Annotated in this window: 10 protein-coding genes; 8 read left to right on the forward strand and 2 right to left on the reverse strand. The window is 41.3% G+C overall.

Going from position 1 to position 14,653, the window contains the following annotated elements; all coding sequences use genetic code 11:
• Window positions 1–99 precede the first annotated feature (99 nt).
• Together JW841_08205 and JW841_08210 are read left to right on the forward strand one after the other, a co-directional pair.
• A complete protein-coding gene (locus tag JW841_08205) occupies window positions 100–351 on the forward strand; it encodes an AbrB/MazE/SpoVT family DNA-binding domain-containing protein (protein ID MBN1960915.1) in 252 nt (83 codons plus the stop codon).
• Window positions 348–761: a PIN domain-containing protein gene (locus tag JW841_08210; protein ID MBN1960916.1), complete on the forward strand. Its 414-nt coding sequence runs from the start codon at window positions 348–350 to the stop codon at window positions 759–761. The genes JW841_08205 and JW841_08210 overlap by 4 nt, the downstream gene beginning before the upstream one ends.
• Before the next feature lie 13 nt (window positions 762–774).
• Here the strand turns inward: JW841_08210 and JW841_08215 are convergent, their stop codons facing one another.
• Window positions 775–2,001: a U32 family peptidase C-terminal domain-containing protein gene (locus tag JW841_08215; GenBank protein ID MBN1960917.1), complete on the reverse strand. Its 1,227-nt coding sequence runs from the start codon at window positions 1,999–2,001 to the stop codon at window positions 775–777.
• Window positions 2,002–2,028: 27 nt separating this feature from the next.
• On the reverse strand, window positions 2,029–6,246 hold the full coding sequence (locus tag JW841_08220) for a hypothetical protein (GenBank protein MBN1960918.1): 4,218 nt from the start codon (window positions 6,244–6,246) through the stop codon (window positions 2,029–2,031).
• A 98-nt stretch (window positions 6,247–6,344) separates the two neighbouring features.
• On the opposite strand from JW841_08220, the gene JW841_08225 reads away from it, so the two are divergent.
• The 6 genes from JW841_08225 to JW841_08250 all read left to right on the forward strand — a co-directional run bounded on the left by JW841_08225 (window position 6,345) and on the right by JW841_08250 (window position 14,546).
• On the forward strand, window positions 6,345–7,589 hold the full coding sequence (locus tag JW841_08225) for a hypothetical protein (GenBank protein MBN1960919.1): 1,245 nt from the start codon (window positions 6,345–6,347) through the stop codon (window positions 7,587–7,589).
• 120 nt (window positions 7,590–7,709) lie between these two features.
• Window positions 7,710–9,647, forward strand: coding sequence for a molecular chaperone DnaK (dnaK, locus tag JW841_08230; GenBank protein MBN1960920.1), 1,938 nt, complete (start codon window positions 7,710–7,712; stop codon window positions 9,645–9,647).
• 25 nt (window positions 9,648–9,672) lie between these two features.
• Entirely contained in the window at window positions 9,673–10,323 is a 651-nt protein-coding gene (locus JW841_08235) for a PilZ domain-containing protein (protein MBN1960921.1), read from the forward strand.
• A gap of 24 nt (window positions 10,324–10,347) precedes the next feature.
• On the forward strand, window positions 10,348–11,445 hold the full coding sequence (locus JW841_08240) for a DUF4388 domain-containing protein (GenBank protein ID MBN1960922.1): 1,098 nt from the start codon (window positions 10,348–10,350) through the stop codon (window positions 11,443–11,445).
• A gap of 180 nt (window positions 11,446–11,625) precedes the next feature.
• The gene (locus tag JW841_08245) at window positions 11,626–12,840 is read left to right on the forward strand and encodes a hypothetical protein (GenBank protein ID MBN1960923.1); all 1,215 of its coding nucleotides are present in this window, start codon (window positions 11,626–11,628) and stop codon (window positions 12,838–12,840) included.
• 284 nt (window positions 12,841–13,124) lie between these two features.
• On the forward strand, window positions 13,125–14,546 hold the full coding sequence (locus JW841_08250; GenBank protein ID MBN1960924.1) for a hypothetical protein: 1,422 nt from the start codon (window positions 13,125–13,127) through the stop codon (window positions 14,544–14,546).
• Window positions 14,547–14,653 lie beyond the last annotated feature (107 nt).

Below are 14,653 nucleotides of genomic sequence, written 5' to 3' on the forward strand. Positions count from 1 at the left end.
AAATTTTAAGTGAGATTATTCGTAATCAAGTCTATTGACACTAAAAAGATAACACTAAAAAATCTTGCTTTTTTTGTAAGAATATCCTTCATTTAAAGTATGAAACAAATAGCTGTGGTTGGGGTAAAAGGCCAGGTAACGATCCCAAAATTATTGCGTAAGCGTCTTGGTATTAGCCAAGGTACTGAGTTACGGTTTGAAGAAGTGGCAGGCGCATTAATTGTTAAACGAGTTGCTACTGATGATCCTCTTGCTACTTTAGTAGGTCTTGGTAAACCACAAACTACTGAGCAATTACTTACGCAACTGCGTGGTCCAAAATGGTCTACTGATTTAGATGATGAAGAATGATTACCGCTATTGATAGTTCTGTTTTATTTGATGTTATCCTTAATGATGCAACATATTGTAATAATTCACTTACTGCACTTCGTCGTGCTCGTTCTGTAGGGGCCTTAATAGTTTGTCCGGTAGTTTGGGCTGAAATTCGTGCTGCGCTTATTAAGCCTGAAACTATTAGTGAAGTCTTATTCAACGCAAATATTTCATTTGATCCATTTGATCAAAAATGTGCAGATATAGCTGGAGACATATGGCGAGAATATCATCGCAATGGCGGCAAAAGACAGCAGCTTATTCCTGATTTTTTAATTGGAGCACATGCAAAAATTAAAGCAGATAGAATTTTAACGCGTGATCGTGGATTTTTGCGACGATATTTTCATGGCTTGAATGTAATCGAACCAGACGCATTGGTGTAATATATGTAACGCCTCAAGGTCGTTTTTTGTGCAAAAAACTCCAAAGAGGCAAGCGTGTTGGGTGATCTTTAAAACGCACTTTATAGCTAGCACCGCTTATTACTTTGTCACATTTTTGTTCTTGACTATCGATGATTGTATCGATAGCGATATGGCCATTTTGCATATTGGGGGCAAACCATTCGAGATCATCTGACACAGAAAACGGATTACGTGTGGCAATTGTATACCAATCGTTATCTATAGTTTCGATAAAGGCCAACACTTGATATGTTGCTTTCACAGTACTGTTGGTTTGCAATGCTTTTAGGTCACGATAGGGGTAACCAAAGAAAAACCCTGTTTCATAATCGCGATGACTGATATTAGTGAGTTCGACAAGCCAATTGGGATCAGCAAGGTATTGCGCAGGGTTATTAAAGTAGGCATCCAGGGCAGCGCGGTATACTCGCGTCACACTGGCAATATAATATTCGCCCTTCATTCGCCCTTCGACTTTAAGCGCGCTAATACTACTTTTTACCAATTCAGGTATGTGCTCGATCATGCACAGGTCTTTAGAACCAAGAAATATAGTTTCTTTACTGGTTTCAAATACTGGTAGGGTTAAGCCTGGTCGTTTTGATTCTACTAATTGCCAATCCCAGCGGCAAGTGTGTTTGCAACGACCTTGAGAGGCACTCTCACCACATAAATGTGCCGACAGTAAACAGCGGCCAGAGACAGCCATACACATGGCGCCATGGACAAAAACTTCAAGCTCAAGTGAAGTTTTTTGGGCAATATTTTTAATATCGGCCAAGCTGCATTCGCGAGCCATATTTACCCGCTGTATCCCAAGGCTTGCAAGCAGATTAACGGCGTGAGCATTGGCGGTGCTAAGCTGGGTTGAGGCATGGATATTAAGGTCAGGGCGTTTTTGGCGCACAAGAGAAAGTGCACCAAAATCAGCAACAATTACCGCATCGAAATCAAGATGGCTGGTGGTTTCAAGCCAATCTTCAAGGTGAGCACAATCTGCTTCAAACATGAGCGAATTTATTGCCACATATAGTTTTTTCTCTTGCTGGTGCGCAATATTAAGAGCGGTTGCTAGCTCTTCTACACTCAGGCATGTCTGATCTGGTCGCATTGACAAGCCGCTAGCTCCAACATAAACAGCATCCGCACCATATGCATAAGCTATTTTGATTTTTGTCAAACTGCCGGCGGGTATGAGGAGTTCGGGTTTTGTGGACATTTTTTTTAAAAAACCAAAATAAATCTTTTACGCAGCCTCTAGCTTAGATGCCTTTGTGGTTTTACTGGCTTTGTTACTTGAATCATTTTTTTGCCGATTCATAGCGTTGTTTAAAAACACCGCTAATCTTTTATTTTGGTTGCCTTGACCATCGTAGAACATATTTACAATAGGCATATCATGAAGTGCGCTTACGTGTCGTGAAATAGCAGTAGTGATTACCCCAGGCATACAACTAAAAGGTGCACAATTAACTACTAACGCCGCACCATCACGGGCGAATTTAATTGTGCGACCAATAATGGACATGCCCTCACCGCCAATATTGCGCTCCATATAAGGTTTAGCTTCGTTCAGAGTGGCATTAATATTGGGTTCATGACGGTCAGCTAAAAATGGGCCAGCAGCCTTATATAAAGCTCGCTCCCAATAAAGCTGCCAACGATAAGTGATATATGATTTAAGTGCCTTTAAATTAAAAGCACTTTGCATATAAGGTAGAAAATTTTGTGGTGAGGCTAAAAAGAGCATCCACTCAATAATTGGTGTGGGCCAAGCTTCACCACCTAAACACTCTATAGTGTCTATAAGATTTTCATTAGAAAACATATTATTGCGTACATAAATTTCGCCAACTATACCTACAAGTGGTTTATTAGTTGGGGTATGAGGAATAGCAGCAATACGATCAATCGAAGCTTTTAGTGCTTGCCGTAAATCAGCACCGTCATTAATTGCTTTAATGAGAAATTCTTTTTCGTAAGCTACAACACGATTAGTTGCACCAGGTTCATTTTCATAAGGCCTTACTTTACAGCGCGCTTTTTGTAAAATGTCACTCATGACAATGGCTTTAAATAGGGTGCGCCTTACCGTATCATCAACACCTTGATAAGCGTTGAGACTTGATGGTGAAAGAATTGCGACATCTTCTAAACCTTCACGATCAAGTATTTGGCGATGCAACTGACAATATTGCCCGAAGCGACATGGGCCACACGCCGTGGGCATCATTAAAGCTTGGCCTTTCGTAAGACCTTGCTCACGCAAATTTGCAATGAAGGCCCCGATAGTAAGTGCGGTCGGCAAACATTCACTACCGCGGGTTAAGCTACGGCCTAGTTCAAAAGTAGCGGCGGTCTCAAAAGGTATTTGCCTTGCATTATAACCGTGTTGGCGAAAAGCGGCAGCAAAGAATTCAGCCCCAAATTCGTGCATGGGTGGGATCCACAACGTACGTTGCTTAAAATCGATTGTTTGTGTCTGATATGAACGTCGTTGTACCTCTTGTCGTCGAGGTCGTTTTAATACATCAAGAAAAGCTTCAATACGAGTTAGATAGCCCGCATCACCACCATGCTCATCAAGTTCTAAAGCTAAAAATGGTTGGTTGCCCATAATTTCTTCGGCATAAGTGAGTAAAAAACTATCAGGGCCACAAGAGAAGTTAGTTAAATAAATTACATCAAGTAAATCATCTCTAGCAACTTGTTCAAGTACAACGAGAATTTTTTGCCCGTATGCCCAATAAACATTGCGATAGCGCTCGCCAAGCAATGAGTAGTTGGGTCGAATGAAATCCATTGGCAATACGGTTAAGCCATGCTCAGCAATTTTATTTGGTAGGTCAAGATTGATGCCATAATCGGCAGTATTGTAAGGTCTACCTACTAAAACAATGAGACGTTCATTACGCTCACGCGCCTCACGTAAAGCTTTATCGCCCTCGGCATAGCAGCGTTGCTCAAATTCTTTTTGAGTAGTATTGGCTAATTGCCAGGCACTTTTAATTTGTTGTTTAGTACGACCAAGTGGTGCAGCTAACGTTTGTGCAAGCTGCCGCACAAGTTTAGCCTCTGGCATCCGTTTGTCGATTAGTGGTGATAGAAGATGTGCAGTATTTATACTGTTTAGTGCCAAAGCGCTGCGTGAATATGCTGGCAATGCCTGTACATAAGGGCAATAGGTTGCTGCATTAACATTGATATTGCGAGATTCGTTATCTAAATGCGGCACAAAAACAAAATCTACGCCCTGACGAGTTGCTAACCATGCAACATGACCTAAAGCAACTTTAGCTGGATGACAAAACTCAGCACCAGCTATACGACTGCCGAGTTCACGAATTTCTTGATTGGTTTCAGGCGATAGTTCAACTTTAAAACCAAGCTCATTGAAAAAGCGTCGCCACATTGGGGCAAAAGTATAGGTTGATAAACTTCGTGGAATACCAACTACCGATGCGTTGTCAGCAACAGTTACGCCACTCCCACCTTCAAGCCACAATCGCCGACGTAGGCGCAAGTAACGAGCGTGTGGCGAAACCCGCACACGATTTTCGTAAGGGTCGCGACCACACATATAACCCCAAGAGGGTGATTGTTCAACGCCTTCAATATCAGCATAGGTAATAGTGCAGTTATTTTGGCAAAGCGTGCAGGTCTCCTTGCGTAGTGAAATCTGGCGCTGATCAAGATTAAGACCGCGAAATGACGAACTATTCTTATTTTGTTCAGACATGAGTTGGCGGGTGAGTAATGCAACACCGTAGCTGCCCATAACATGACAATAAGGCGAAACTACCATTTTTACATTGAGTACACGTTCAAAAGCTGCAACTAAAGCAGGGTTGCGCGCCGTGGCGCCTTGAAAGAATATTTTCTCACGACTTATATGACGATTTCCTACTACTTTATTAAGATAGTTTTTAACTATAGCAACCATAACTGCAGATAGTGCTCGTTCACGACTGGCACCATTTTGCATTAAGGTTACAACATCTTGTTCCATGAACACCGTGCAACGATCAGAAGCTCGTGGTGGTTTACTACCTAATACCGCTTGGCCAACCTCACTTACCTTATAACCAAGCTTTTGTGCCTGCTCTTCGACAAATGAACCAGTACCAGCAGCGCAGACATAATTCATGTTGGCATCACGAATATGTCCGTCAACAATATGCATATATTTAGAATCTTGCCCGCCAATCTCAAAGATAGTGTCAACGGTGGGATCAACACGAACTGCGCCGGCAACATGAGCAGATATTTCGTTAATTACCGCATCAGCGCCAATAACCGCACCCACAAGCGCACGACCACTGCCGGTGGTACCCACTGCGCGAATGTCCCAAGTTACACCTAGCTTGCTAGCAATATCTCGAAGAGCTTTACATAGCAGCTTTGTGGCATTTATTGGGTCACCAGCGGTTTTACGATAAATATCGACTATAACCTGATCATCTTCATCGGTAACAACTGCCTTGGTGCTTGTCGAGCCAATATCAAAACCGAAGTAAACTGGTAGGGTACTCTGTCGTGGTTTAATTAAAATACGAATTTCATTGTTATACTCATCAACATAATTATCAAGGCAGGCAAAAGAAGGGTAATCTGATTTTGCCATGGTGAGCGGCCAAGAGTAACTTGAAGTGGCATGTTGGGTAGTATCATCATCCTTCACATTTTGTTTGCGTTCAGCTTTTTCTCCTAGCAATGCTGCCCCCCGAGCAGCAATTATATGCGGCTGCTCGGGTATAATGATTAGATCACCAAGACGTTCGCTAAGCCAGCTAAGCACACTTTTATTAAGTGCGACACCGCCAATAATGGCTGTTTTACCTGCCAAAGGTCGTCCTGAAAGCAGTGTACCTAACAACGTGCGCGTCATGCCACGGCATAAACCTGACCACATTTCTTTTTTAGAATAACCTTCTTGTTGACGATGAATGAGGTCGCTTTTAGCAAAGACACTGCAGCGTGCTGCTATTGAGGGAGGATTTGTAACATGCTCAAATTCTTGTGCGTCATCGTATGATAAACCAAGTCGTGTGGCTTGCTCGTCTAAAAACGAACCAGTGCCAGCAGCACACAATGAGTTGGTGCTAAATCCTTGAAACTGACCTTTGCTATCAAGTTGAATGAGAGTGCAAGAAGCACCACCAATATCAAGAATTTCAACTACCTCGGGATGTGCTTCAGTAACCGCGGCGATTTGTGCACGTACTTGGTCAACAATTGGTGCGGTAGTTATGTTGTAAACCTGTGAAGCAGCCGCACCAGATATGCCAAGGCTATCACCACTGCGAAAATGCATAGCATGTAGGGCGGCATCAAAAGTATTTTTAACTTCTCCACGATGGCGACGATAGAAAGTCTCAACAACTTGGCCATTAGTATTAAGCCGAACTGCTTTGACATATACCGAGCCTAGGTCAATACCAATTCGCCCAAAAGTGTGCGTCATTTTACCCTCAGTGGTTAATTGTGCTTATTTAAGGTATTAATTAAAATATAAGTACATTATTAGCTAGCTATTAAATTATTAATGTATAGGTCTAAAACATGTCACCTGAGGCACTTGCAGATTCTGCTTATGAGTTTTCGCAAAAAACACGCGAAATTTGCGTAAGTATTAATGATTTAGAACTGCGTAAAGATGTAGAGGCAGTAACACAAAACTGTTTAAAGTCACTAGCTGCTTTAAAACGTATTCATTTACCGCAAGACCGTTTTGAAGAAGGTCAGGTAAGTGATCATGATGCAGCTAGCAGTAATTATCATATTGAACTTGCTCCATACGTTCTTTCGGCTTTAACTGCCGTTAATCATCTTACCGAATCAGTATTAAATACTTTTTCTAATCCGACAGGTATTGATAAGGCTACTACAGCCGAAGATTTTGAGCTCGAATTTGACTTAGTCGATGGTCCCACTGGTGAAGATGGTCGCTTAAGTATGCAAAAAAATCAAAGCGATTTATCTTTGCGAGAACAAGTTGCAGAAGTTGCCTATTCTATTAGTACAATGCTGCGTAGTCGCGTAGCTAATATGGGCCCAAGATTACGTCACGCCTTAGAAAAAAAAGATGTTTGGCCTTTACTGACCGAACTTGACGAAAGCCAACATGGTTTAGTTAAGGGTGTGCAAGGCATGCTTTTTGGCGTGTTAGGTTTGTTTAATGCCAGCGTTAGGCGCGAAGAAATTTTGCCTGAATATCGTTCGGCAGTACGCGAAGCTGTTGATTTACGAGCTGCAATTGCAGATCTTTCTTACCATATAACTCGATTTAATTTGGCAATTGCGCAAGCTGATGCCACAAATGTTGTTCCCTTAGTGGTTGGCGTTGCTGATCGTTTGTCTCGTTTTGCCACTAGAGTTGAATATCGTTCATTGCGCGTTGAAGATAAACGCTCGATTATTGAATTTCGCCGTACTTTGCATCGGTTGCGTTATCATAGTGGTGGTATTCCGTTAACTAAGCTTCGTTATGCTATTGAGGGATTTGCAAAATTTCTTGAAGCTATGCATTCAATAAATCATCGTGAGGTTTTGGTGGTACATGATAATCAACGTCTTAGTGAGGCTTCAGTTAAATTAGATGAATGTTTATCGGTAGTTGATGTTTCAACTGCTTTGGGTCGGCTTTTTTCTATTGTACGATTGCTTTCATCTGTAATGGGTCGTTATCCAGATTTGGATGATGCTTTGCGTAATTTTGGTAATAAAGCTGCATCACAGCTTGATGTAAAAGCAGAAATTCAACACTGGAAACAGTTAGTTAAAATGGCCCTCTTAGCAGTAGGATGACTTTTTCTAACAACAGCCTGGTTGACATAACCTGAAGTTCGACCATATTACCCCCAGGATTTAGAAAATACGCGGACTTATTGAAACTTTTTCAACTGGGTAGGAGGCCAAAAGAAGGCCATGGGTAAGGTAATCGGAATCGATTTAGGAACTACCAACAGCGTTGTTGCTGTCATGGAAGGTGCTGAGCCAAAAGTTATTACCAACGAAGAAGGTTCACGCCTGACGCCATCGGTTGTTGGTTTTGGCAAAGATAATGAAATCATGGTCGGTCAAGTGGCTCGTCGCCAAGCCATCACTAACCCTGAGAATACCATTTTCTCTATTAAACGTTTTATGGGTCGTCATTACGACGAAGTCTCTGAAGAGAATAAGCGCGTTCCTTATAAAGTTAAGCGTGGCAAAAATGATATGGCCTATGTTGAGGCTCGTGGTAAAGATTATGCCGCACCAGAGATTAGCGCCCAAATATTATTAAAACTAAAGCGTGCTGCTGATACCTATCTTGGTGAAGAAGTAAAACAAGCTGTTATTACAGTTCCAGCATATTTTAATGATGCTCAACGACAAGCAACCAAAGACGCTGGCCGTATTGCGGGGCTTGAGGTTTTACGTATCGTAAATGAACCTACCGCAGCGGCGTTAGCCTATGGGCTTGATAAGAAGAAAGACGAAATAATTGCCGTCTACGATTTTGGTGGTGGCACTTTTGATATTTCAATTCTTGAAGTCGGCGAGAATGTAGTTGAAGTTCTTTCGACTAATGGTGATACCCATCTTGGTGGCGATGATGTTGACCAACGTATCATTGAATATCTTATTGCCGAATTCAAAAAAGATCAGGGTCTCGATGTCTCAAATGATCGTATGGTATTACAACGATTAAAAGAGGCGGCTGAAAAAGCTAAAATCGAGTTAAGTTCAGTATCTGAAACTGATGTAAATTTACCCTTCTTGACTGCAGATGCTTCAGGTCCGAAGCATCTAAATCTAAAACTCTCGCGCGCCAAACTTGAGTCATTAGTTCATGATTTGATTGAGCGTGCTGCTGAGCCGGTTAAAAAAGCTTTGGCCGATGCGGGTAAAAATGCTTCAGATATTGATGAAGTAGTTATGGTTGGCGGTCAAACTCGTATGCCTCTCATTATTGAGGGCGTGCGTAAGCTTTTTGGCAAAGAGCCAAATCGCTCGGTTAATCCCGATGAAGTTGTTGCTATTGGCGCAGCCGTCCAAGCGGGTGTGCTAACCGGCGAAGTAAAAGATCTGTTATTGCTTGATGTCACTCCACTTTCATTAGGTATCGAAACACTTGGTGGGGTAATGACAGTTTTAATACCTCGTAATACTACTATTCCGACAAAGAAGAGTGAAGTATTTTCTACTGCTAGCGATAATCAAACTTCTGTCGAAGTGCACGTATTGCAAGGCGAGCGACCGATGGCCTCAGCAAATCGTACCCTCGGCAAATTCCATTTAGACGGTATTCCACCAGCACCACGTGGGGTGCCACAAGTTGAGGTTACTTTTGATATCGATGCAAACGGTATCGTTAATGTCTCGGCTCGTGATAAATCATCAGGTAAAGAGCAACGCATTCGTATTGAAGCTGGTAGTGGAATTTCCGAGAATGATATTGAGCGTATGGTTGCTGATGCTCGCGATCACGAAGCTGAAGATAAAAAACGACGTGAAGAAATTGATATCAAAAATAAAGCCGACTCATTGTGCTATTCTGTCGAGCGTTCGATGAAAGATTATGGTGATAAACTTGACGCTCAGACACGCGAAGATCTTGAAGCAAAAATTAAAGCAACTCGCGACGCTATTGATAGCAGCGATGGCGATCGTATCAAGAGCACCATGGAAGCTTTAACTCAAGCTAGCCATAAAATGGCAGAAAAAATGTACCAAGCTACTAATGCAGGTGGTGCTGCAGATGGGGATGGTGCTACAGGTGCTCAAACTAGTGGCTCTACTGCTGATAACTCAGCAAATGATGCTAGCAAAAAAACTGCAAGTGATGCTAACGTGGTTGATGCGGAGTTTGAAGAGAATTAAAATTCATGCCACGATTAAATGAATCATGAACGAACGGCTGGAGCAGCGAATAGATGCGGCTATAGGTATTGTGTTGCGAGTCAATGGTGTGACCGAACCATGCCATAGCCGCAGCATCAGTCGCAGTGGTTTAGCTATTGCCACGCAAAAAAAATTTGATATCGGTCTAGTTCTTGATCTTGAAATTGTGCATCATGGTGTCAGGCTACGTACTAAAGGACGCGTAGTTAGCCAGCAGCCTGGCGGTATTGGTGTTGAATTTATTGATACTGATGCAAAGCTCGAAACTGCAATAGCTAATTTAATAAATACCCTTTTAGGTATCTCTGGTCCTTCTCGTGTTGAGCCTTCAGCCGAATTACGAGTAGTGGCCTGGTCGCTAGTTGATGCTGGACGCGGTGTAGGCGGCTTAATTCGTGGTCGTATGCACCGCTCTCGTTTATTAGATGTAAGTGTCGATGGCGCTGCGATTGCAGGTAAAAGTCCTCCTGAGCTGGGCGTTGAAATTGATGTAATTTTACCTAACTATTTAGCAAAGGGAAGCAATGAACAGGTGCAATGTATGGCGCGGGTTGTACGGCATACTGAGCATGGATTTGCTGTAAAATTCGTTTTACCAAATGCATCTTTTAGACGCGTTGTATCAGAAATTCGTCGTGCTTCACGACGATCATAATTATGATATATTTTTATAACGCTCATGCTTTCAATAGATTTTAATGCACTGCAGCATGGTCCTATTGAAGGACAATTTCAGCAAGTTATGTTGCCAGCCTTATTAGTGCGTGTGGCTCGCATGCAGCGAACCGGTCGGTTAACATTAACCTACAATAACAATGAGAGAAGCATTTGCTTCGCAGAAGGTGTACCTACGTCTGCAGGTTCTCGTGCTCTTTCAGAGCATCTTGGTCAGCGATTACGCAAACTAGATCTAATTTCTTCTGAGCAGTTGGACCAAGTCGATCAATTGATGTGTAACGAGCCGTTGCAATTTGGCGAAGCCATGAGAAAGCTTGGTATAATACGTGAAGATGAGTTGCGGCGATTATTACGCACACATCATAATTGGATTTTAACTCAAGCCTTATCCGTCAAAGAAGCGACCGTATCATATTCACCATATGCTTGGGTTCCCACCGATCCTTCAGGGATAGCTTTTTTACAAACAATCGAGGATGGTATACGTGGTTTTGGTTTATCAATGGTGAAGGATCTTTTAGCAGCAGCTAACAATTGGCTTTTTATATTAAATACGGCTGATATTGAATTAGCTAATAAGCTTGGGGCAACAAAGCACACGGTTGAATCTCTTGAGAGATTGCAAGGTATGCCACGCTTGGCTGAGCAAATATTTGATGCCTGCAATGATAATGCTAATGATGTTACAGGATTAACACTGCTAGTTTGTGGCTTCTTTCGTGCGGTTGCTAAAAAACCAACAGCTAGTAAGCAACCGCTTTCATTAGTAGATAATCAAATTTCAGATTTATTAGTTCCCGCGGATAATTCCGTAGTAACTGGGTTAGTAAAAGATCAGCAAAAAAAGGCGACTTTGCCATCATCCAAGGAAATGTTTGACAGCAAATCGTTTTTTTCTAGAAACTCACCTACTACACAGCGATTAATCATTATTTTTGTTTTTATAGTGATAGGTCTAGCCTTAGGTCTTATAGGCGGTGTGTTTTTTATGTCGGGTCCCAAAAAAGCTAGCAAAGAAGCTAAAATTGAGAATGTGTCCATTCCTCCCGAGCCGGATTTAGTGACAAAACCACCAGAGAAGCCGTTGGGTAACGAGTAAAAATCAGAGGTTTATAATTGGTTAGTATTTAAGGACATCCCCTAATAAAATGGCTCAGCTTTTCTAAAAGTATCAATCATAGCTATAGACAATAAGTTCTGGTTATGTATAATTAATAAAGAAATATTATCAACTATTTAACCGCAACAGTAACAACTAGTATAAGATGAGGTGAAAACAATGGCCAACGTTCAAAGTATGCCCGCAAAAACTCAAGAGAATTCCTCAATTTTAGGTAGTGATTTTTCATTGCAGCCTGGCGGTTTGGCAAAAGTCTTAAGGGGAGAATTTCCTTTTCCGGTAAAGTATATTGATCCGACTAAACAAATTATGTCGTTCTCGGGCGATAAACAGACTGTCTACACGTCATTAGTAAAAGTTGCTAATTACAATCGTGATGCAAGTTTGTGTGATGTCACTACAACAGATGAGCTTAAAGAAATTGTAAACATCGCAAAAGATGATACCCAAGCTATTACTGGCTGGGATGAGGCGGTGTGCATTTCCTTCCAAAGCTATTCAATGGCACACAACAACGATCTTGGTATTTATTTGTGTAATAGTAACAATTTGCCAGAGGCAGTCTGGCTAAATAGCAATATGGACTCTACTTTTGCTCTATGTATTAAAAGTTGGGCTGAAGTTGAGCTTAAATGGCGAAAATGGGACGAACAAGAAGAAGAACCAGACTGGGAAGTTGAGAGTGCCTCATGGCATGAACAAAAAACTTATGATCAACCCATTATTGATTTTTTTAAACAAATCAATACAGAAGGGGCAACAACGAAACAAATTAAAGAGATGGAGGCTGCTCGCTACTTGTTTGGTTCTCTTTTATTAGCTCTGGCAAAATATCCAGACTCAAAAGAGCTTAAGGCTACTCTTGATGCTTTTTGCGATAAGCAAACTTTTGATATTTATGACGGAGTGATTGTTGAGAGTGGCTTAGTAGAGAAAAATAACAAGCAATTTAAAGCTGCCTACGAAAAGGCAAGTGAAATAACCAACGATGCAGATCGTCTTGATACGCTTAGCCGTTTAGCGTTTGTGGTTATGGCTACAGCATATGCTGATCATAATCCATCAACAACCAACGATAAACCAGTGCAAGCAATGAAAGCAACAATTGCATTGTTGCAAGAAGAGAGGAACAAAAAAGGCGAAAAGGTCTCCCTTGATGGCTATAAGAAGAATAATCCTACATATGAACAGGGCACTTTGAAAGCATTTCCAAAAGCCTATATGGAAATAAATTTGAGTGCAGCACATCAATCATATTCTAGAGACAGAACTACTTTTAATCTTTTAGGTAAAAACGTTCGCAGTATTAATCGTGCCTCTAATATAAACATTCATGTTCCAACTAATGGATATACTAAAGCGTTAAAGAACTAGTTGCTTTGTTTGGTCTTAGTAAATCCTATTGATTCGAGTGGCACTAATTTAAAAGATAGATTCTTAATTTGGTTCCTGTCGATTATATTCCAAATCTTGTAAAGAGTTTTTGCTATCGTCATACAATAATTATAGCTTCGTATTTAAATTTACATTTATATTCGTTCTAGTCATCGCTAATGCCACAGTTTCATGAGCTTATAATGGTTATTAATTGCTGGATAAAGCATAAACAGCCATACAAATTGCACTTATATAATATCTGGAGCTGGCTATGCCATTTAGTGAAAATAATTCTATCAGTGTTGTTGATAATAACATGGCACTCTGCAGCACTTGCTGATGATGCGCATTATCAAGATTTTCTTGTAGGTGGTCGAGCCCTTGGTCTCGGTGGAGCATTTACTAGTATTGCCGATGATCCATCAGGAATTTATTATAATCCTGCTGGCTTAGGTGATGTTCGAGGCACGGATTTACAAGTATCTACAAGCTTGTATGGGTTTGAGCGTGGTTCTATCCCTAAAGGGTTGGTAACTCCAGTACCAGGTGCTGATAACTTGCGCTTAGAATTTACTGATTTAATTATTATTCCAGCTAGTGCAGGCTTTGTTCGTACTTTTGGTGAGTTAGACAGCGAGCGGCGTCCGCGGCAAGCGTATGGGTTATCAGTTGTAGTTCCATCGTATCGTAGTTTTACGGCAGGGCTTGGTGGTGATGCCACAGACCCTTCACAAAAATTATTACTACGCTCATATCAACGTCGTGTAATTGATCGTGAATTATGGACAGGTTTTGGCATTGGTCGTCGTATGACCTCTCAATTACGTTTAGGTATATCAGCATATTACATATTACGCAGTTTAACCGACCGCGAAAATGTTTTAGTTAGTGAGCATGTTGATGTTGAGGCTACAAACACTACCCCTGCAATGAGCTATGATCGCTTTCAATCAGTGACAGATGATATAACTTTAATTAACGGTAGCATTATTTTCATTGGAGGTTTGCGCTATACACTAACACCAAAAATCGCAATGGGGCTTTCGTTATATTCACCGTCGGTTCCCATACATTCGCAAGTTCGTTTGGCCTTTTCTCGCGCTACTGCAAACCCGCAAGTGACCAATGGTCAACCATCTACTCTTGAAAACTTAACGCTATCTGGTTTTAGTAAACAAAAACATGCACCAGCGGCACGTTTTGGTATTAGCTTTATACAAAAATATAAATTTACTTTAAGCCTTGATATTTCATTTCATGCTCCGGTTTCTTATAGCCTCATTAGACCCAATGCTAATGACGCCGAACGTTTTCAAAGTTTTCGTAGTCGTTTACCTTTTGATCCGGATATTAGTCGCCGCGCGGTAGTAAATTTTAATCTTGGCGCAGAATTTTTAATTATTAGAGAAGTTAGCATTGCTGGTGGCTTTTTTAGTGATTTTTCCAGTGCCCCCCGTATTGCAAAAAGTCCCATTGGCGATCAGGCGCCAGATGTAGATTTATTCGGTATGTCTGTTTCTATTGGTTATTTTGGGCAACATACACTTTCACGCTTAGGTGTAATGTATAGTTTAGGTACTGGGTATGATGTTATACCTGAAAGTGATATTGATAGACTTACTGAGGGGCAACAAGCATTTAGACGGGTGGCATATTTTCAATCGTTTTTCTACGTGTTTCTTTCAAGTACTTTTCGATACTAATGCTTATAGCAATTTCCTCTTGAATTGATTTACTGCGACACGACATACCTGCCTGCAAATGGCGGCCTCGTCATTTCGCTGCTCGAAATATGTCCAATATTACTGCG

This window comes from Deltaproteobacteria bacterium (genome assembly GCA_016931625.1).
GTDB lineage: Bacteria > Myxococcota > XYA12-FULL-58-9 > XYA12-FULL-58-9 > JAFGEK01 > JAFGEK01.

Coding starts and splice junctions, on each gene's coding strand:
- dnaK (MBN1960920.1), top strand. CDS start 7,710: ATGGGTAAGGTAATCGGAATCGATTTAGGAACTACCAACAGCGTTGTT.
- JW841_08240 (MBN1960922.1), top strand. CDS start 10,348: ATGCTTTCAATAGATTTTAATGCACTGCAGCATGGTCCTATTGAAGGA.
- JW841_08210 (MBN1960916.1), top strand. CDS start 348: ATGATTACCGCTATTGATAGTTCTGTTTTATTTGATGTTATCCTTAAT.
- JW841_08235 (MBN1960921.1), top strand. CDS start 9,673: ATGAACGAACGGCTGGAGCAGCGAATAGATGCGGCTATAGGTATTGTG.
- JW841_08215 (MBN1960917.1), bottom strand. CDS start 2,001: ATGTCCACAAAACCCGAACTCCTCATACCCGCCGGCAGTTTGACAAAA.
- JW841_08205 (MBN1960915.1), top strand. CDS start 100: ATGAAACAAATAGCTGTGGTTGGGGTAAAAGGCCAGGTAACGATCCCA.
- JW841_08245 (MBN1960923.1), top strand. CDS start 11,626: ATGGCCAACGTTCAAAGTATGCCCGCAAAAACTCAAGAGAATTCCTCA.
- JW841_08225 (MBN1960919.1), top strand. CDS start 6,345: ATGTCACCTGAGGCACTTGCAGATTCTGCTTATGAGTTTTCGCAAAAA.
- JW841_08220 (MBN1960918.1), bottom strand. CDS start 6,246: ATGACGCACACTTTTGGGCGAATTGGTATTGACCTAGGCTCGGTATAT.